22 protein-coding genes and 1 tRNA gene are annotated in these 18,613 nt (G+C 63.3%); 1 reads left to right on the top strand and 22 read right to left on the bottom strand.

What is annotated here, in order from left to right; translation table 11 throughout:
- The 20 genes from ACYP01_RS00120 to ACYP01_RS00025 form a co-directional block, all read right to left on the bottom strand.
- Positions 1-536: M15 family metallopeptidase (locus ACYP01_RS00120; RefSeq protein WP_459678030.1), on the bottom strand; the 536-nt coding region annotated here is incomplete at its 3' end.
- Positions 533-958, bottom strand: coding sequence for a phage gene 29 protein family protein (locus ACYP01_RS00115; protein WP_459678028.1), 426 nt, complete (start codon positions 956-958; stop codon positions 533-535). The genes ACYP01_RS00115 and ACYP01_RS00120, both read right to left, overlap by 4 nt.
- Positions 955-2,643, bottom strand: a complete 1,689-nt coding sequence (locus ACYP01_RS00110) for a Gp37-like protein (RefSeq protein ID WP_459678026.1) — start codon at positions 2,641-2,643, stop codon at positions 955-957. Before ACYP01_RS00110 ends, ACYP01_RS00115 begins: the two co-directional genes overlap by 4 nt.
- Positions 2,640-3,563, bottom strand: a complete 924-nt coding sequence (locus tag ACYP01_RS00105) for a hypothetical protein (RefSeq protein ID WP_459678024.1) — start codon at positions 3,561-3,563, stop codon at positions 2,640-2,642. The genes ACYP01_RS00110 and ACYP01_RS00105 overlap by 4 nt, the downstream gene beginning before the upstream one ends.
- Positions 3,563-7,915, bottom strand: coding sequence for a phage tail tape measure protein (locus tag ACYP01_RS00100; protein WP_459678022.1), 4,353 nt, complete (start codon positions 7,913-7,915; stop codon positions 3,563-3,565). The genes ACYP01_RS00105 and ACYP01_RS00100 overlap by 1 nt, the downstream gene beginning before the upstream one ends.
- A gap of 2 nt (positions 7,916-7,917) precedes the next feature.
- On the bottom strand, positions 7,918-8,298 hold the full coding sequence (locus ACYP01_RS00095; protein ID WP_459678020.1) for a hypothetical protein: 381 nt from the start codon (positions 8,296-8,298) through the stop codon (positions 7,918-7,920).
- A gap of 20 nt (positions 8,299-8,318) precedes the next feature.
- A complete protein-coding gene (locus tag ACYP01_RS00090; protein WP_459678018.1) occupies positions 8,319-8,885 on the bottom strand; it encodes a hypothetical protein in 567 nt (188 codons plus the stop codon).
- The gene (locus ACYP01_RS00085) at positions 8,869-9,195 is read right to left on the bottom strand and encodes a hypothetical protein (RefSeq protein WP_459678016.1); all 327 of its coding nucleotides are present in this window, start codon (positions 9,193-9,195) and stop codon (positions 8,869-8,871) included. Before ACYP01_RS00085 ends, ACYP01_RS00090 begins: the two co-directional genes overlap by 17 nt.
- A 172-nt stretch (positions 9,196-9,367) precedes the next feature.
- Positions 9,368-10,174 carry a hypothetical protein gene (locus tag ACYP01_RS00080; RefSeq protein WP_459678014.1) on the bottom strand — a complete coding sequence of 269 codons (807 nt, stop codon included), beginning with the start codon at positions 10,172-10,174 and terminating at the stop codon, positions 9,368-9,370.
- A gap of 46 nt (positions 10,175-10,220) precedes the next feature.
- A complete protein-coding gene (locus tag ACYP01_RS00075) occupies positions 10,221-10,634 on the bottom strand; it encodes a hypothetical protein (RefSeq protein ID WP_459678012.1) in 414 nt (137 codons plus the stop codon).
- Positions 10,631-10,909, bottom strand: a complete 279-nt coding sequence (locus tag ACYP01_RS00070) for a hypothetical protein (protein ID WP_054831592.1) — start codon at positions 10,907-10,909, stop codon at positions 10,631-10,633. The genes ACYP01_RS00075 and ACYP01_RS00070 overlap by 4 nt, the downstream gene beginning before the upstream one ends.
- Positions 10,910-10,911: 2 nt before the next feature.
- Positions 10,912-11,232, bottom strand: a complete 321-nt coding sequence (locus ACYP01_RS00065; RefSeq protein WP_283304311.1) for a hypothetical protein — start codon at positions 11,230-11,232, stop codon at positions 10,912-10,914.
- Positions 11,229-11,732, bottom strand: coding sequence for a hypothetical protein (locus ACYP01_RS00060; RefSeq protein WP_459678009.1), 504 nt, complete (start codon positions 11,730-11,732; stop codon positions 11,229-11,231). The genes ACYP01_RS00065 and ACYP01_RS00060 overlap by 4 nt, the downstream gene beginning before the upstream one ends.
- A 1-nt stretch (position 11,733) precedes the next feature.
- On the bottom strand, positions 11,734-11,892 hold the full coding sequence (locus ACYP01_RS00055) for a hypothetical protein (RefSeq protein ID WP_214887932.1): 159 nt from the start codon (positions 11,890-11,892) through the stop codon (positions 11,734-11,736).
- Between the two features lie 64 nt (positions 11,893-11,956).
- On the bottom strand, positions 11,957-13,264 hold the full coding sequence (locus ACYP01_RS00050) for a phage major capsid protein (protein ID WP_459678007.1): 1,308 nt from the start codon (positions 13,262-13,264) through the stop codon (positions 11,957-11,959).
- Between the two features lie 22 nt (positions 13,265-13,286).
- A complete protein-coding gene (locus ACYP01_RS00045) occupies positions 13,287-13,970 on the bottom strand; it encodes an HK97 family phage prohead protease (protein WP_459678005.1) in 684 nt (227 codons plus the stop codon).
- Positions 13,967-15,250 (bottom strand): phage portal protein, encoded by a 1,284-nt coding sequence (locus ACYP01_RS00040; protein WP_459678003.1) that lies wholly within the window; start codon positions 15,248-15,250, stop codon positions 13,967-13,969. Before ACYP01_RS00040 ends, ACYP01_RS00045 begins: the two co-directional genes overlap by 4 nt.
- Before the next feature lie 11 nt (positions 15,251-15,261).
- Entirely contained in the window at positions 15,262-15,468 is a 207-nt protein-coding gene (locus ACYP01_RS00035; protein ID WP_214887943.1) for a hypothetical protein, read from the bottom strand.
- A gap of 7 nt (positions 15,469-15,475) precedes the next feature.
- Positions 15,476-16,990, bottom strand: a complete 1,515-nt coding sequence (locus tag ACYP01_RS00030; protein WP_459678000.1) for a terminase large subunit domain-containing protein — start codon at positions 16,988-16,990, stop codon at positions 15,476-15,478.
- On the bottom strand, positions 16,962-17,273 hold the full coding sequence (locus ACYP01_RS00025) for a terminase small subunit (protein ID WP_231783153.1): 312 nt from the start codon (positions 17,271-17,273) through the stop codon (positions 16,962-16,964). Before ACYP01_RS00025 ends, ACYP01_RS00030 begins: the two co-directional genes overlap by 29 nt.
- 153 nt (positions 17,274-17,426) lie before the next feature.
- On the opposite strand from ACYP01_RS00025, the gene ACYP01_RS00020 reads away from it, so the two are divergent.
- Positions 17,427-17,714 (top strand): hypothetical protein, encoded by a 288-nt coding sequence (locus ACYP01_RS00020; RefSeq protein WP_459677998.1) that lies wholly within the window; start codon positions 17,427-17,429, stop codon positions 17,712-17,714.
- 295 nt (positions 17,715-18,009) lie between these two features.
- On the opposite strand, the gene ACYP01_RS00015 is transcribed toward ACYP01_RS00020, so the two are convergent.
- Both ACYP01_RS00015 and ACYP01_RS00010 read right to left on the bottom strand, forming a co-directional pair.
- Complete coding sequence (locus tag ACYP01_RS00015; protein ID WP_459677996.1) at positions 18,010-18,228, bottom strand: hypothetical protein; 219 nt, start codon at positions 18,226-18,228, stop codon at positions 18,010-18,012.
- 159 nt (positions 18,229-18,387) lie between these two features.
- A tRNA-Ser gene (locus tag ACYP01_RS00010) sits at positions 18,388-18,471 on the bottom strand.
- Positions 18,472-18,613 lie beyond the last annotated feature (142 nt).

Here is an 18,613-nt window from a genome sequence, read left to right as displayed (position 1 = left end):
GGGGTGGTCTTACCCGCCAGCAGCCCGAGGTACCCGGCTTCGAGACGCTGCGCGAACGCGATGAGCTTCGCGGATGCACCGTCGCCGGATGCTGTGCCTCCGTTGAGCTGGTAGTGCATCTCGTCGGCGCGGGACCAGTCGGCGCCCCAGAAGATGTTGCCTTCGAACAGGTTCAATCCTTCGCGGATCTTCTGCCTGCGCCCGGCTGGCATCGTGCGCAGTCCCCATGGGTATTGCACGGCGTTGAAGTCGAGCGCGGTGCCGGAGAGGTGGTTCGAGTTCGCGACGTCGTTGACGGCGGACCATCCCCAGTCGTCGCCGACGCCGGACTTGAACAGGTCGAGGCGTTCGACGTTGCGGTGGTACCAGATCGCCCAGGCGCGCAGGACGACCTCGGACGGTCCTGATCGGACGATCATCGCAGCGAGGAATTGATTGTCGGCGCCGGGTATCAGGATGCGTTCGCAGGCGTCGCGGTTGCACATGCGCCACCCGTTTTCGGAGCGGGTGTTGCCGTAGGCGGTGCGGAAGGTCATGTCTCCTCCTGGAGCGTCGGTGGGTGCGGGTTCGCGATGCTTTCGGCTTCGACGGCGTCGAGAGCGTCGGTGAGTTGGTCGCGCAGTTCCTTGGGCAACTTGCGCACAATCTCTTTCGCTTCTTCGGTGCGCGGCGGGTCGGGTTCGTCGATCGGCACCCACTTGCCCAGGCCCGTCATCCAGTGCTCCTCGGTCTGCGGCAGCCGCAACTTCAGCGTTGGCTTGGCCATGTGTCCGCACGCGTCACACTTGAGGCGTGCGCCGAGGTCGTGCAGTCGTTTGGACATCAGCCGGTAGTACTCGAGTGGGACCATCGCCAGCGCGCCCTTGAGGCCGGGCATCGAGACGAACATCCACCAGAACATCTCTTCCGGGTCGTCGACGTCGCAACTCTCGCGTTGCGGTATCTCGTCCTTCTTCATCCCATGACCCCCATTTCCTTGAGTTCGGATTTACTGTTCGCGATCTCGGCCATCAGGCGCAGGATCGGATCTTGTTGCAGCTTTTCGCCGCCGAGCGTGATGGCGATGTCCGGCGATCGATCCACTCCCCAGGACAGAACTGTTTTCGACACTCGTTCGACGTGCATGCGTTGAGTGAGGTCGCCGGGAATGCGGGTGGCTACCCGGTCGCCGCGCCCGAAGTGTCCGATGCCGGGGGCCCCGATGACATACGGTGCGGCATTGATGATTTCCAGCGCCCCGGAGAAGATCGCCCGCGTCTCGAACGCGCCTTGCCGGATGACTGCGAGCGAGTCGAGGGTGTATGCCTTACCGCCCGAGGTGATGAAGTACTCGAATTCGCGGAAATCGCCCGATGTTTGGGCGCGGCGCAACATCTTGACCGCAATCCAGGCGAGCACGGTGTCCTCGTAGAACGGGGCCAAGATCCGGTCGACGGATCCGCCGATGCTTCCGAACTGCAACAGATTTCCGACGACATCGAATATGCCTTGCACGAGCGCGCCCATGGTCTCGTTGACGCCGGGCATCGAGTGGCCACCGGTGACGAGCTGTATCGGGCCCGGTAGTTGCTGGTCGAAGTTCGAGCGCAGGATTCCCGGACTGTCCGGCGGGTAGTACGCGTACGGAACGCGAGGATCGGTCAGGCGCTTGCCGGGGATTCGGTAGTCGCCGACTGTCGGCATGCCGGTCGTCGCCTGGTCGATGTCCTCGACGAAGTCGTCGGTGTACGAGCGGATGGTGCGCGTGAGTCCGTCGAACCATGTTCCGCCGTTCGCGGTTCCGGCGAACACACCGGACTTGTCTTCCACCCACACCACGAGTACGCCGTGACGAAGTTTCGCGCCTGGCCACGGCAGCGGGTCGCCGGTGAACCAGCGGCGCCACTGCAGCGATAGTTCGCCGTCGGCGAGCATCGCGGTCGCGGCCTCGTGCCAGTACTTGAAGCGCGAGGTGAGCTTGCCCCATGGCACCCCGGAGGCAACGCCGTCCATGAAGCTGCCCGGTTTAACGACGACTGTCCAGGTGGACATGTCGAAGCCTTCCCACCATGCCGACGGCTTGAGCGGATCATCCGGGAAGGTGAGAAATGGCATGTTCTCGCGCCACAGGTTGATGTGCAGAGCTCCGAGAACCACCCACGGAATTGGTCCCGCGAGGCCGAACACCTTGATCGGCTGAAATGCGGCTGGCATGACCGGTGTCGACCACAACAGCTTCGTCTTGAGCTGCTGAAAATCCGACAGGAACGTCGCCGTGAGTTGCGAATATCCGAGTTCGTCGGTCGCGACGCCGACCCTTTTCATCAGGCCGGACCAGCGGGTGCCCATGTAGTCGACCGAGACGATGACGTTGATCTTCTCGCCGCGCTGCACGCGTCCGTACATGTCGTTGAGCCACTGCGCTTGCGGCATCGAGAAGTCGAGTTTCAGTGTTCCGACACCGGCGTCGAGTTCGATGTCTTCCCATTCGGCCTCGTCTTCGCACTCGATGACGTGGACGAGGTCGCAGTTGTCGCCGGTCCAGAGCCGAACCAGCGCCGGAGTGCGGCGCATCATCTCGAGCTCGCGATGAACGCGATCTGTTTCGAGCATGATCGCGGCGCATTGCTCCGCCAGGGATAGATCGAAATCGACTGCAGTCATAGCAATTCACCCCCGAATGGTTTCGGCCACAGACGCGGTTGATGTAGCTCGGCCCGAGCCCCACCTGCAGGTGCGCCTGTGTAGCTGATCGGGAGCAGAGTGCGCGGGGTGAAGGGCGGGATCTTGTGCATGAAGAACTCCCGGCCGCCGTTCTCGCCGAGAAGGTTCGTTCCCGACCAGGATTCGAGCATCAGGCGCATCGGGTCGTAGTTGATCCGGGCGCCCGCATGAACGGAATCGATCGGCAGCAGTGGCACGATCCGATTCGCATACTTGCCGCCCTGAACGCGCTTGCCCTTCTTGCCCTTCCACGAGAAGTCCGGGACATTCCACTGCGCCCGAGTGAGGACCCACGTTTGAATCATGGTGATCGGCGTCGGATTCGAGACTGCAATGAACCCGGACGCTGACGTAGTGGTTGCCTCGAAATGCGTGACAGCCGTGCGACCCTCCCAGAACGGCTGAGCGGAGCGCACCTTGTAGATCGGATTCAGATACTGCTCATCGTCGAGCGTCGGATCGAATTCCGGATCCAGATCAGTGGTGTCGTAGCGCTGAATGAACAGTCGCCGGATGTCGCGCTTGGACTTCACGACGATCCGGGCGAGCTGCTCATCCTCGTCCCACTCGTCAGGAGCGTCGGTGATCATCTGATCCAACAGCCCGTCGAGCTGCTCGATATCCATGGGGCCTTCATCTCCGAAGAGATGAAGGCCCATGGTGATATCGCGCCACGGATAGGTCCGAGACTTGAACCGACCGCCACGCTCCCTTGCCGCCCGCGTCCATTCGCTACTGATCGGCGGGTTGAGGATCCCCTGGAGTTGACCGGCTTTGATCATCACACCCTGCTTGCCGGCGTTACGGCCACTGACGTCGAGTCGGTGGCCGTTCGCGCCGATGATGGCAATGTCGAGCACTAATTCACCCCGAATCGCATGATGGCGGTCCGCTCACGGCTCGCCTGATCACGCTGCCAGGACGCCTGGTCAGCGATGATCTGATGGTTGTTGTTGGTGATCTGCACCCGCGGACCACTGCCGACACCTGCACCGGCAGAAACTAGTTCGTCGACCTTGTCGATGTTCGCCTCGGCGACCTTCCAATGAGCGTCCTTGAGAACGAATTCCGGATCGTTGAGTCCATTGAACCCGAGGGTTCCCGGTTCCCAGACGCCACCGGTATCGAAAAGCGATGTGCCTTCGACCAACTCGCGGGCGCGGCCCATTGCCTGGCCGTACTTGGCCGGGAATGCGCTGCGCTGCACGGACTGTGCGACCATGCCCGGATCCATCAGTTCCCACCCGAGAGGGAAATGCTCGTAGAACATCTTCGCGCTCTCGAACGGATTCATCCGTTGCTCGAGCGTGCCCCACTCGGGGAAGTCCTGCTGCTGAAACAGTCCCGTCGAGCTGCCGTTGGAGCCGACAGCATCGTGCGGAAACGTCAGTGATGCAGCAAGTCCCGAATTCGCGAACATCTTGAGCGGGTCGCCGACCTCCACAAGGGCAGTCGCTTCACCGATCACAGCGGCATGCTCGCCGAGTCCCAGTTCTTTCGCTGCGCGGGCGATCTCGTACGCGTACAGATCGTGACCGGTGCGCTGAACCGTATCGACGGGCGGCACGGTGCCCGCGGCGATCGCGTCGTCCGCCTCCTTCTTCGACATCGTTTCCGTTGTCGACGTCGAAGAGGACTTCGCACTGTCGGTGATCGTGTACCGGTCGGCGAGGTCGAGCCATTCACCGACACCCGCGATCTCGATCGCAGAGTCCGCCCAGATCCCGGCGACATCCGTGAACATCGTCTTGATCCGATCCCGCGCTGAGAACACCTTCTGCGCTTCAGGTTCCTTGGTGGTCTCGGTGGTGGTGGACGTCGTCCCGGCGACACCCGATGTCGACGTCGCCGTGTCAGGACTTGTCGGTGCAGCCTCAGCGGGCGCGACGTTGCCGATGGAAGCTGACGTGCGCGTATGCACGTGATCCTGATGTCCGGAATAGTCCGCGGCGAAGTAACTCCCGCTGGCATCCGGACTTCGACCGGCCCAACCGATCTTCTGACCGGTATTCGGGTTTTGCCAGATGATCTGCTCGAGCCCTGTGGACCTCGGTGCGATCGACAGCAGCCACTCGGCGTAGGTCTGCATCGCAGTGACCGGCCCGGACCAGTCGATCCCTCGGTTGAGGTGATCTGGATTGGGGGCGTAGCCCGCCTCTCCTCGATCGCTCTCCTGGTGTCCGGGATACGTGCTCGGCTGCAATCCGTAGGTCCCCGCCAGGCTGGTTACCCAATCGGGGAATCCAGCCGACCCGTAGCTGATGCTGGAGCCAGCAGGAAGACCGTACGGCTCACCTACGCCGCCGCCGCCTGACGAAGCACCCGATGCGACTGGTGTCCCTGGGGATCCTGAGGTACCGGATACTCCCGATGTGCCGGACGCACTGGTGTTCTGGACACCGTTGCCGCCCGCGTTCTGCACTGGGGGAGTCCAGTTCGTTCCGCCGAATACTTCAGGGTTGACAGGTGCGGGCGCCCGCGGTGTTGTGGGGACCATGCTCCAGTCCCGGTAGACGTCGACAGGCTTGCGCTGATTGGCGCCAGCTTGGATGCCGCCGAGAACACCGCCACCCGCATACTTCGGCAGGTCTGGGAACATCGTGTGCAGCTCGGCCGCGGTCGGTGTCCAGCCGGCATTGAGCGCACCGACGAGTTCGGATCCACCGTTGTCCATGGCGGACTTTTTGACTACGCCCTCATCGGTTGAAACGAGTGCCGTGGGCATGCCCCACATGTCGACACCAAGAATGGAGTCGGAGGTTCCTGTACCCGGACCCCAGAGTGTTCCGTCCTTGTTGCGCCCAGCTATGCCGCCGCTGGCGAGCATTGGCATCTGCGGGAATCCGATCGATTTTCCGCCGAGTCCTGGCACCCAGGACGGCACCGTCCATTTAATGGATCCGAGGCTCTTGTTCCACCAGCCTGCGACAGTGTTGAAGACTGACTTCGCAGACTCCTTGATACCGTCCCACATTCCGGAGACTGCATCTCTGATTCGACCCGGTAGACCGGTTGCGAATCCGACCAACTCGTCAAACTTGCCGACGACCCAGTCCTTGGCGCCGCCAGCGGAATCCACAACGCTCTGCCACATCCCTGAAGCGATTGCTGCGATCCGGCCGGGGATGCCGGTGACGAAGTCGACCAGCTCGTTCCACTTTCCGACGATCCAGTCCTTGACCTGAGTGACCTTGTCGCCGATCGAGCCGAACGCCTGCTTGAGAAGTTCCCACCCTTCCTGCAGTTTGCCCCACACCCAGTCCCAGGTGGCGGTGATCCCGCCCCACACTGCATCCCAGATCGTTTGGAACCACGTTGTTTTCGTGGCAATCAGGACGACTGCGGCGACGAGTAGGCCGATGCCGATCACGATCAGCATTACCGGGTTCGCGGACATGATGACGTTGAACGCCAACTGGATTCCGGACCAGATCTTCGTGGTGGCTGACGACAGTTTGGATGCGACGTCGAAGTCCTTGACCGCAGTGACGCCCTTCTTGACGCTGTCAGCCATGCCGACTGCGGTGTCCTTAGCGGAGACGAAACCGTCCTTGAGGCCGATAGCGCCTTCTTTGACGGAATCGAATGCGCCTTGCGCGGTCTCGAATCCGGCGATCGCACCGCTCATTCCGGTCATGCCGGCGACGGCAGCGAGAGCGGAACCTTCGTTCTCCTCGAGTGCGCCGGTGAAGTTCCCTAGGAGCGGGATAACGTTGTCGCCGAGCATGTTCGTGACGTTTTGTTCGAGCCCGCGTTTGAAGGTCTCGAATGCGGAGCCGGCGTTGTCGTTGAGGACGTCGATCGAGCCGTCGAGGGTGCCGGTGAAGTCGCCCATGACGTCGTCCGCGCCGGCGAGACCGGCAAGGAACCCGGGGATCTTGTCGACGGAGAGGTCTTCGAGGGGTGAGCCGAAGAGTGCAATTGCCTGCTGCGCCTGCAATGCAGGGTCTTCGACCTTGAGCAGTGCCTCAGCTGTGTACTGCAAGGCGAGCTGCGCCGATTCACCACCCGATGCGACGCTCGTGGCCATCGCCTCAGCGTCCTCACCGAGCGCCGCGTACACCTCGGATGTCGACTTCGACCCGTCAGTGGCACGGATGGTGAATTCCTTGAGCGCGTCACCGGTCTTGTCGAGAGCGATCGCGCCGCCCTGCGATGCCGAGATCAGCAGGTTGAACGCGTCCTTGCCGTCGAAGCCGAGGGCGCGGAAGTTGGTGCCGTACTCGTTGAGGATTTCGGGCAACTCGTCGCGCATGCTGACCGAGACCTCTTGCATGCCTTTGGTCATCATGTCGAACGCTTCGTCGGCGCTACCGGCGAGACCGTTCTCCATGAGCTGGCTCGCAGATTGCACGGCGCCGGCGACATCCTGATCGAATATCTCGGCGAACCCTGCGGCCTTGGTGGTCAGCTCTTCGAGTCGCCCAGCGCCCATCGAGTCGAGGGAACCGAACGAGCCGCCGACAGCGGAGACAGCTTCTCGGATGGTGTCCATCGAGTCGCCGACACCGCCGGCGTAGAGGTCACCTGCAACTTTGCCGTACCGCTTGGCTTCCTCGGCGCTCTCACCGAACGATGCGGCGAGCTTGGAGCCGACTTTGCCCTGCTCCATGGACTTGCCCATGAGTTCCATCGCGCCGCCGACACCCGCGGCACCGGCGGCGAGACCGGCGAGCTTCTTGGTGCCGGAGTCGAGTCCGGAGAACATGCTCTTGAGTCCGCCGCCTGCTCGGTCGGCGGAACCGGCGACATCGTCGTTGGAATCGGCAAGGTCGTCGTTGGCGTTCGCCGCTGCTTCGGCAGCATCGGCGGCACGCTTGCGTGCCTGTGTGAGTTGCGTTTCCGCTGCTTCGGCTGCGCCCGCCTGCTTGTTGTTGTCGCGTCGCGCTTTCTCTACCGCTGCTTCGGCGGTCGCGATCTGCGATGCCTTCGCTTTGCCGGAGTCGCGAAGTTCCTGCAGCTTGAGTTCGGCGATGCGGACCTTGTTCGAGGAGTCCGCGGCCTTGTCCCGCTCAGCCGAGAGTTTCTTGGTCGCGGAAACCACTTCGGCTTCGGACTTCTTGACGCCCTCGGCCATCGCCGACCCGAGGCTCGCGCCTGCTGCGGTACCGGCCTGGCGGATCGGTCCCGAGACCTGCCGTGTGATCTCGTTCGCGATGCCGGGAATGGTCGGCAGAATTTGCAGTGAGGCCCAGCCGACAGATCTGGCCATGCTCAGGTACCTTCTTCCAGTCTGCGTGCCCGCTCAGCCAATCGCTGCTGGCCGCGCCTGATCCGCTCGTCGTCGAGCTTCGAGTTCGATTTCTTCGCAGTAGGTTTCGGGCGGTTCGGGTAGTCGTGCCACCGCGCCCCACGCTTCTTGCCGCGGTTCGCCTGCAGTGCCCACAGGTCTGCGAGCAGGTGGTCTTCGATCGACCACGGCATGCGTCCGCCGTTGTCGGAGATCGCGAGCGCTGAGGTGTGCGGAAGTCGGCGGATGTAGACCCACAGCAGACGCAAGGTCAGCTGTGAGTCGCCACCACCGGGACGCCAGAGGTCTCGCAGATCGGTTTGGTAGAACCGTCGGAGGTCGGCCTCGATGTCGTCGCCCCGCAACTGCAGGACAGCGAGGAGGCCTAGGAGTTTCCCTCGTTGACCATGCCCGCTTCCTCAGCGAACATCGTCATGATCTCCGACGCTGCTTCCATCGGCGGCTTACCTTCGGCCTGCGAGCGCGCACAGAACCAGAAGAATTGCTTGTCACCGAGCAGGCCTTTGACCATGTGCAGCGGGTTCTTGCCGATCGCGCCGAGCTGCCAGTCCCAGTTGTCGATCAGAGCGGAGCGGTCGACTCGGATTTCCTCGCCCCACAACGTGAGGACGATGGTCGCGTCGGTGGCTTCGCCCTGACGTGCCGCGGTGGCCTTCTGGTGATCCTGCGGCTTGGGCGCGTTGTCCGGGATCTTGCCGGCGGAGCGCCGCTGCTTGCGGTTGCCCTTCTTGGACTTGGTGTGCGCGACAGCTTCCGACGCGTATTCGACATCCTCGCCGACCTGCGGCGCAACGACGTCAGGGAGGTCTTCGACATCGCTGGGCTGATCCACCTTCGCGAGGAGGCGGCGAGCGGCCTCGATCTCAGCGGCGGTGGGCTCGTCGGCGTCCGGAGTGTTCTCGAAGTCGTCGAAGTCATTGTTTGAGGGCATGTGCAGCTCCTTGGTTGTCGCGCCAGATTTGTGGTGCGATTGCCGCCGTGATTCGGTCGGCGGCGAGGTCTGTGAGTCCGGCCTTGATCAGGTCGGCGTGGGTTTGCGCGATGAGCGCGATGGGATCAGACGGCGGTAGTTCGTCCTCGTCGCCTTCGTTCGGTAGCTGCTCGGCGATCTGAATGGTCTTGGCGACCTTGGCCCGATCGCGGGGACGGAGGCGCTCGCCGGGCGTGATCACGTCGAGTGCGAGTGCCGCGGCATTGATTTCGGCGTCACTCGGGGTGCGCAGGCGCGGAGGAGTAATCACGTCCGCTGCCGGTCTCGGGCGAGTTCGAGTGCGCCGACCGTCATCACGAGTGCGAAGAACCATGTCGGCGGAATGCGTGAGGTGTCCATGCGAACTCCTTTGTGCAGAAAGGGTTATGCAGCAGGTGGAGCCGATCGCCCGCCGGGCTGCACACCGGCGGGCGATCGGGGTATCAGGCGGAGACGACGGTGACGACGCCTGCCGGGGTGAGCGATGCGGGCGGAGCCGCGAGGGTGCCGCCGTTCGGGAGGACGACCGTGTACGGGCCGCCGGCCGAACCGGTTACGGTCGCGTTGCCGACGCCGACTGTGGAAAGAGCTTCGAGGGCTGCTTTCACTGCCGCGTTGGCCGCGTTGTAGGCGATGCCCACCACGGTCTGGTTGTCCACGCGCAGCGGGAAGGTGCCCGCCGTGGTGCCCGCAGGCACGGTGACGGTGAACGTCTTCGGGCCCGCGTTCACCTCGTCGATCTTGCGCAGCACCCGGCCCTCGGCGTCGGCGAACAGGTCCGCGGTGATAGGGAAGGTCCGCACACCGGACTCGGACTTCGTCCATGCACCGGAGGTGAGCAGCGCCGGACGGGTCGTCACTTCGATCTCTTCGACGTCATCCTCGCGGGTGACGAGCAGCAGGTGCGCGTGGAAGCCCTTGGGCAGCGAGATGTAACCCTCGTGCTTGCCGTACGCGATGCGCTTGGTGACGGTGTTCTGCTCCAGCGCATTGAGCGAGAGTTCGAGCGTGCCCTTGCTCGTCTTGCCCTTGAAGCGCGGGTTTCCCCAGCCGTCGTGAAAGGTCTTTTCGAGACCGGGCGTGTAGGTGACACCTTCGGTGCCGAGGAGACCGAAGTCGAGCCACATTGCACCGGGTGCCTGACCGGGTGCGGGGATGGCAGCTTCGAGCGTGCCGGTGTACTCGGGATCGAGGAGGTAACCCTCGCCCTCGTCGAAGACCGACGCGTTGTCGGGATTGATAACAGCCATGACAAATGACCCCTTTCAAGGGCTCAGTTCCTCCGAAGGGAGGCGGTTAGATGGGGGTGGTGCGGATGCGAACCGGGACAGTGAAACCGGCGATGCGGCCGCCGTTGTCCGGGTCGACGTCGTCGAGGATCGACGAACCGGCCATCACGTTGGTGATGCCTGGAATTCGATGTGCGAGAAGCAGTCCTTGACACAGGGCTGCGAGTTCGCGTGATCGGGTGCGGCCGTTGGACCACACGGTGACACCGATCTGCGGCACGGTGAAGATCGGCCACTCCATCGGGCCACCGTCATCCCGAACGACGACAAACGGTGCGGCGGCGACACCGTCGACCTCGGGAACCCACTTCGAATCGAGTGAGAGCGCCACCCGCACACCAGGCTCGCGAGTGGCCAGGATTCCGGCGAGGAATTCCTTCACCGGCTTGACTGCGTCGGATGCCTTGCGCGCCGGTTTCATCGTCCCCTCACTGTCAGCCCGACCATTCCGGCAGCCTTGGTGAGCGTGCCGTATTTCAGTTGTCGGGCAACACCGCTGATCTCCTTGATCGCGACTGACGAGACGGGGCGGTCGGTGGTGTACGGGTCCGCTTCGATCAGGATGCCGTCACCGGCCACCTGCCTGGCTGCAGCCGCGATCTCGACTGCAGCGGCGTCGGTGAGTGCTCGCACTTCGGGAGAGTTGAGGATCTCGTTGATGCCGTCGTGGTCGATCTGAAAATCTATGCCGGACATCGTCACCCCCTTCCGAGGTAGGCGAGCACTTCCATGCCGCGCCGTCCCGTCCCGTAGGCCGAGCGCCAGTCGAGGATCCGCACCTTGCAGACGAGCCCGCGGATCTCGAGCTCGTCGTCGTCGGTCAGGTCCGGCGCCGGCAGGAAGTAGACGGTGTGTTCGATCGTCTCGCCCTGACGCTCTTGCGACTGGTTGCGTTTGGAAGCGCCGGGTGCAACAGCTTTGGCGCGCAACGGAACCTTGGTCACCGCCCCGGGGATCGGATCGTTGTTGTCGTCCAGCCCGCCGGGTGTGCGGCGGATACGGATCACTGTTTCGCTCACGCTTGCCGCTCCAACCTGTACCGGTCGAGCACGCGCAGTTCGTGATCGAAGAGCGCCGTCGAACCTTCGGAGGCGGAGAAGCTGAACGGGCCGATCGTTTCCGCTTGGCCGCCGAGTTCCGAATTGACCGCTCGCGCTGCCGCTTCGAGAACGACGCCGAGCAGATCCGCCGGTGCGTCGAAACCGTGATGCATGCGTACCTGGATCGAGCGCCACCGGTTCGGCCACCGCCCTCGCAGCGCACCCATGTGCGACCATTCGACGTCGCCGACCACCTCGCCGTGCACGCGGACCTCGTCCAGCGAGACCAGATGCAGGGTGGGCAGCATCAGCACGGTGCCGCCGATGCCGTCGAGGGTGACTGTTTCCTCGAGCACCGGTGCGACGTGCCAGCCGCAGTAGGACCGGATCGCAGCAGAGGCGACGTTGAGGCGCCACTCTTCGAGTCCGGTCCCGGCCATCAGGGCGGTGAACTGTTCGGGACTGATCAGCGGATCCATGTCAGACCGCCTTGGTGCGGGAGCGGGTGCGCGCCTTGTTGGCCGGCGCGGGTGCCGCTTTGGTCTTCGGCGTCAGACCACGAGCTTTCGCGTCTTCTGCGGTGAGTTGCAGTGTGGTGGTTCGGCCGTTGACGTCCACTTCGTAGATGTCGAGTTCCATCTCGTCCTCCTTCCCGGTCGGCCCGCCACCCCGGCCGGTGGTCAGACCGGCCAGGGTGAGCGAGTTAAGCGTGGGTCGCGACCTTCACGAACGCGGACGGGCGGGTGACGGCGAAGGCCACACGCTCCTCGGCGAGGATGGCGATCATGTTGCGGATGAAGAAGTCCGCGTGCGAGTCGGTGACCGTGACCGTGGTCTGCTCGCGGTCCCACAGGACTGCCTTGCTGTAGTCGCCGAGGGTCGCGGTACCGGAAGGCTGCGACTCGGATTCGACGACCGGGACGCCCCACAGGGTGCGGTTGCCGAAGGCGAACGGGCCGCCGTAGTAGTAGCGGTTCTCGCCGTCCTTGGCGAGGTCGATCAGCTCGGCGTCCTCCGGGGACACGACGATCGCGGTGGGGGCGACGCGGCCGATGGTGCGGACCTTGGTGATCGCCTTGCGGACCGAGGTGAACAGGTCGTCGACGAACGCCTGGGTCTGGATTCCCGAGGTGGCGTTGATGCCGGTGAGGTCTTCACCGGCACCGGTGCCGTTGAGGATCTGCTGCTCTTCCTTCTCCGTGATGTCGGCGCGGAGTTCGTCGTTGATCAACCCTTCGAGGGCTGCGACGTCGGCGAGTGCGCGCTTGGTGGCGGGCACCCACTCGGCGATGGTCTTGACGACCGCGGTCTTGCGCTCGAATGCCCAACTGCCCTCGGGCTTGTAGCCGCCTCCGGCGTTGGGGATCAGGGCGCCGCCGGATGCCGGTGCGGTCGGTGCCGCCGAGGACGTAGCCTCGGGAACCACTGCCGCGGCGTTGGTGTGCGCGGTCTGCGCCACGTACTCCACGGTGTCGGAGCCGGTGCGGCGAACGCTGACCAGGTTGCGGATGGTCAGTTCCTTGCGGCCGAGCATCTCGACGATGCCGGTCTGCTCGGGCGTGACGAACGCGCCGCCCGAGGTAGGCGATGCGCCGACGAACAGGCCCTTGATGCCGATCGGGTCGGTCTGGAAGCGCGAACGCTCGGGGACCTGGCCGGCGCCCTTGTACGGCGCCATCGCGGACTTGAACTGCGCGGAGCCCACGACCTGCAAGCCGAGGGACTGAGCCTTCGCCTTGGTGGTGTCGTCAGAGGTGGGTTCCTCGACGGGCTCGGCGCCGACCTGCTTGGCGAGTGTCTCTGCCGCCGAGATGACCTCGACGTCGTGACGGGCGGCCTCGAGGTTCTTGACGAGTTCCTCGGCCTGGGTCTTGTACTTGTCGAACTCGGCCTGCTCGTCTTCAGTGAGGTCGCGAGCTTCCTCGTCGGCCTTGGTGGCGATGAGCTTCATGCTCTTGACGGCCGCTTCGGCCTCGCCCTTGAGCCGGGCAATACGAATGCTGGATGCCATGATGGCGTACCCCTTTCAAGGGCTAGTGAAGTGAAAGCTCCGCGCTGAGAGCGTCTGCCGCAGCGAGGTTTCGGCGATGGACCGCCGGGGACTTCTCCGACGATTCGGCCGGGGGGAGCGTGTCGAGCACTTGCCCGATCGCCTCATAGGCGCCGCGCAGTGAGGACTCGTTCTTGGACGAGAGAGCGCGACCTGCCTTGACCATGAGGACATCGGTTTCCTGGTTGGCGCCGAGCGGCACCACCGAGACTTCGTGCAGCTTGAGGGCCTTCAGTTCGAAGACCTCGTCCTCGCCGTCACCGTCCGCCTTCGGGCGCTGGGACCGCGCACCATCGAGGACGTCGAACGCGAAGGACATCTGCGAGATCCGCCGCTCCTTGAGGAGCTTGTACGTGTACGGACCCTTCGGAGAGTCGAGGTCGATCTGCGCTTTGACGAGCAGTCCGACGTCGTCCTCCTCCGCTGAGAGCAGGTGTCCGATGTTGAAGTCGGGATCACCCATGTTGTGCCCGAACAGAAGTGGGATCGGGTCACCCTTCTCGGCCCACCGTTCGAGGTCCGCCTTGAACGCGCCCGGCATGACGATCTCGCCGTAGCTGTCGACGTTTCCGAACACGCTGGCGTAGGCGGTGAAGACGCCGCTCTCGCCGGTGTCTTCGTCCGGTGGTTCGGCTTTGATCTGTGCTGCAGTGCTTTTGGTTCTCACTGCGTTTCCTCCTCGGTTTCTTCGTCGGCCAGGGGCTCGGTGCCGTTGGAGACGCCGGGCTCGGTCGGGGTGATGTCACTCGGGGAGGCTTGGCCGCCGATGATGACGTTCAGGGGTGTGATCAGCTCGTCGCCGCCAGGAACCGGTGGGCGGTTGTCGAGAGCGCGGGCTTCGTTGCGGGTGATGTACGGTCCACCGACCGAGGACTGAATGCCCGCAGCGCGTTCCTCGAAGGAACCGGACAACTTCTCCTGCAGGTTGAACTCGACGTAAACGTTCTCGTCCGCGAGGTCAGGGACGAGCTGCAGTTCGATCTCTTCCTTGATCATCTGCAGCCACGGCCCGAGAGTGTCCTGATACAGCATCTTGTGCTGCTCTTGGATATTCGAGAACGTCGCCGAGCCCATGATGCCGAGCATCGACGGTGGGATGAAGTACGCGGTTGCGACTTCCTCGCGGGTGAGCTTGCGGGCCTCGATGTACTGCAACTGTTCGGCAGTCTGTGACGCGCTGACGAACTTCATGCCGTCCTCGAGGATCGGTGTGCCACCGGACTGCGGACCGCTGCCGGTGTACTGAGCGCGCCACCCTTCACGGAAACGCTCACGCGCAGTGTCGGACCAGTCGGCGACACCGGCCGTGCGCGCCGGCCGTTCGAGGTAGCCGCTCACGCGAGCACCGTTCTTGAGGACCTGCTCACGCATCCGGCCCGCCTCGTACTCCTCCGACAAGGTTTGACGGAGCGCTTCGAGTGGGGACTCACCTGCAATGCCGGTGTTGGAGTAGCCGCGGAAGAACACGATCTGATCAGGTTTGACGTCGATCTTCCCGGCCGAACCCTTCACCTCGAAGTACTCCGGCGTCAGCCAACTCTCACCCTTGGGAGTGACGAAGTCCGGCGGAATCCGGACGAGTCCTTCGACACCGTCCTTGGTGGTGATCTTCTGCCAGAACGCCATGTCGTAGATCGCGAGATCGTGAATCAGTGCGTCCATCAGTCGGTATCGCGTGGTGTACGGACTGGGCTTCGACAGCAGCCGTGCGAGCGGATGATCGGTGATTCGTTGCCGATCCGCATCACCCTTGCGCGCAAACACATGCAGGCCGAGGTGGGCGATGTTGCGGGCCAGGAACGACACCGATGTTCGGACCGCGGGCTGTGTCCGCCACAACTCGTAGTATGCGAGCGAGAGTGAATCGGTCAGCTGAATGCGTCCAGGCGGTGGAAGCTCCAGCCGCGAGATGCTTTTCAGTTTCCCGTCGGAGGTCACGAACGCCATGCCGGCACCTCCTACAGGGCTTGGATGAAGTCGATGTTCGCCTTGTCGATGGCGATCTCACCGTCAGCGGACATAGCCTCGCGGCCGTCCTCGTGGATGAATGCGGACTTGACTGTGACGAGCGGGCCCCGCGTAGAGACGATGACGCCGCTGATCGATGTTCCCGAGAGCAGGTTGACGACCACTCTCGGTTTGGCGTGCAAATGCTTGTACTGCATAGGTCTCCTAGACGGTGAACAGGCCGGTTGTCTCGTAGGCGGATTCGACGATCTCCTCGACCTTCTGGCCGAGCAGCCAGTACGCCGACGCTTCGGCGATGACCGGGCTCGCATCACCGGGCGAGTTCTTGCGATCGAAGAACCAGGCATCACCGGCAGAGCGAGCGCGGACCGTTCGAGCAGACTCGTCTGCGACCTGCTGGCCGCGGTGACGGACCTTGCATTGTTTGATCGCGTCGAAGAACGCGCCCGAGGACTTCGACAGTTCGCCGCCGCCGATGGGCACGACCGTCATGCCTGCGTCGGTCAGCTCGTCGGTCAGGCTCGACACCGGGGCGCCGCGTTCCTGCAGGGCGACTTGGCCGTTGAACCATCCGTCCTCGATCTCCTTGCGTTCGACGAGCCAGGGTTTGACCCAGCTGGTACCGACGCGGGAGGCGACGATTTCGAGGTGCACCAGACCGTCCTCGCGCTCAGCGGCGATGGCGACGTGAGCGCGCTTGCGATCCCACGACACATCGACAGCGACAGCGACCCGAGTACCGTCAGCGCGCCGAGACGCCTTGTCCATCAGGCCGAGCCAATCCTCCTCGTCGATGATGCCGACCTGGATCTGCTCGACTTCCTGACAGAGGTTCTCGGTACGGAAACCGTTGTCCGTTTTCGTTTCCCGGTCCGCCTGCAGCGCTGCCGGTGTCAGGGTGTAACCGAGCGACGGATTCGCCTGTGCGCGAGCGTCCCAGTCGTCGAGATCGCATCCGTCCGGGCCGGACCACTCGAACAGGGCAAGAGTGACCTCGTCCGTGCGGTGGGTCTCGATCGCATTCTTGGCGCGGCCCCGAAGATCGCGCAACACCACCGAGTGGACGTCACCGGCATTCGATGCGCAGACCGTCTGTGCACGAGGCGGAATCAGTGTCGTAGATGACAGCGCATTCCAGGCCTCCCAGGACTTGTGCTCGCGCAACTCGTCGAGGAACAACAGGTCGGCGGTTTTGCCGCGGCCGGCGTCACGTTCGAGCGTTTCGACGATGTACTTTCCGCCGCGCTTGGTCGGAGTCTTCTTGTTCGGGCGCAGTCGCATCGCCTTGGCGCCGTTGACGCGTTTCGGCTTGAACATCCGCTTCTTCAGCGCAGGGATAGCTTCGGCCTGATCGACGATGTCTTCCCAGATGTCCTCGGCGTCACCGAGCGACTGGGCTGCGCCGATCACCAACTCCGCACCGTCGATGAACAGGCGCCACAGAATCAGCGCCTTGATCAGCGTCGTCTTCCCGTTCTGACGACTGACGAGCAGCAGTACGCGCTTGAAGCGGAAAGTGCCGTCGTCGTTGAGCTCGAGCGCGTGGATCAGGAACCACTTCTGCCAGGGCAGGAGCGTCATCCGAAGGACGGTCTCGGCGAAGCGGATGCACTCGAAGCCTGCGCTCGTCGCCGGAGTCAGCTCGCGGAGCGGGGGAGTGAAGAGTCGAGGTTCGGTGCAGCCCTTGAGGTCAGACCGACTTGAGAGCAGGGCGGTCATTGAAGATCGCATCCACTTCGTCGCCTTCAGGTGCGGACTGAAGATTCAACTTCGCCGCACCTTCCGGAGTCAGTCCCAACCCAGTGAGCACTTTGTGCAGTGTCGGCACCGGACCGAAGGTTGCCTTCGTCGCGGCGTCCGGCCCCTCGGCAACTGCGTCGTCAATGACCCGCGCCAACATCCGCGCCTGCTCGATCGAGGCCCGATATTGCTCGGAGTCCTTGAGGTGATCGGCTGCTCTGACTGCTGCGTTGACCTCCGAAAGTTGCGTCTTTCTCGCCATGATGCAACCTCCGATACTGGGTTACTCGCGCGCGCGAGCCCCCTCAGCCCGTAGGAGGGAGAGAGCCACTCGCCGGTGGAAGTGGTCCGTGCTGGGCTGGGCCAGCGATGTCGAGGCCCCCTGGCTTGGTGTGGATCGCAGTAACATTCAGGGATGACTGCATATTTGTCCTCACCGGAGCTGATCTACGGATTTCTGTTTGAACTTGAGAGTCCCGACAAGGTGGCTCGGCAGGTCAAAGATTGGATCAGGAATGGAGAAATATCGTCTTTCTGTTTTGAGGACGCGAACGGAGTGGGCGAAGATGTCAAAATCATCAACTGGCGCTCGGTCAGATATTTCTCGGTCGATGCGCAAGCCCCAACTGCCGAGGATCGCGAGCATACGATCGTTGCGACCGCCTTCTTCACCGAGACTGGCGGGTTGTCACTCTACGAGTGATAGGCGCACTACCAAGGCTCACTGGGCGGTCCGAGCGTGGGTGTGACCTCTGCGTTGCCTCGGGAGCTGTTGCAGCTCTTGTGGGATGGGCGGAAGTTCGCTGGGTCGTCGACTAGTTCGGGGTGTGTGGAGAACGGGTAGAAGTGGTCGTTCTCGAATGCGTCGGGATGGTCTTTGGGCAGGCTGTAGTCGATGGGCTGCGAGCACAGGTGGCATGCTGCGCGTCGGTTTTCGCATTGCTGCCTGAATTCAGCCCTGAGTGCTTTGTGTCGGCGGGTGCTGCGTTCGTTGGCCATCAGTTGACCTCGAAGTGCAGTAGGCACAGTTCGATGTTGGCGAACATCTCTTCGGTGATCGTGACCGGGCTGAGGATCTTCACCTCGGAGCATGAGTAACCGCGTGCGCCCTTGGTTGATCGAGGTGTCATGTAAGCCCAGTGTCGAGCCTCGGGGTGCACCATCTGGTACGTAACGATGGTCGCCATGTCGGGCGCGATGAGTAGTGGGTTGGGCATCATGACCTCCACATGTGAATGAGTCGGACTATGACCCAACGGATTAGCTCGAAGCTGGGCATCAGATCACCCAGAACGCGATGAGCGCCCACATGATTCGGATTGCTTCGATCAGGTCGAGGATCATGTGAACTCCCATCGCCATGCTTGCTTCTCAAGCGGAGAGCAGAGGAGTTGAACCCCTGGCCTTTCGGCCCGTGCCGCGTTCGAAGCGGTCCCGCCACCACTGGCGGTTTACTCTCCAGTGCCCCGCCTGCAGGCCGGGGATATTCAGTTGTTCGGCTACCGATCTCCCCGGATCACCGTGTGCCCCACGACAGCGGGGACGTTTGAGTCCATCCAGGCAGCGGCGCACTACGGCGGGAGACCGTCTTGGTGCGGGCTT

The organism is Rhodococcus sp. no. 34 (assembly GCF_054589475.1).
The sequence above is the reverse complement of the archived record's forward strand: the minus strand, read 5'-3'. Positions and strand labels throughout refer to the sequence as shown.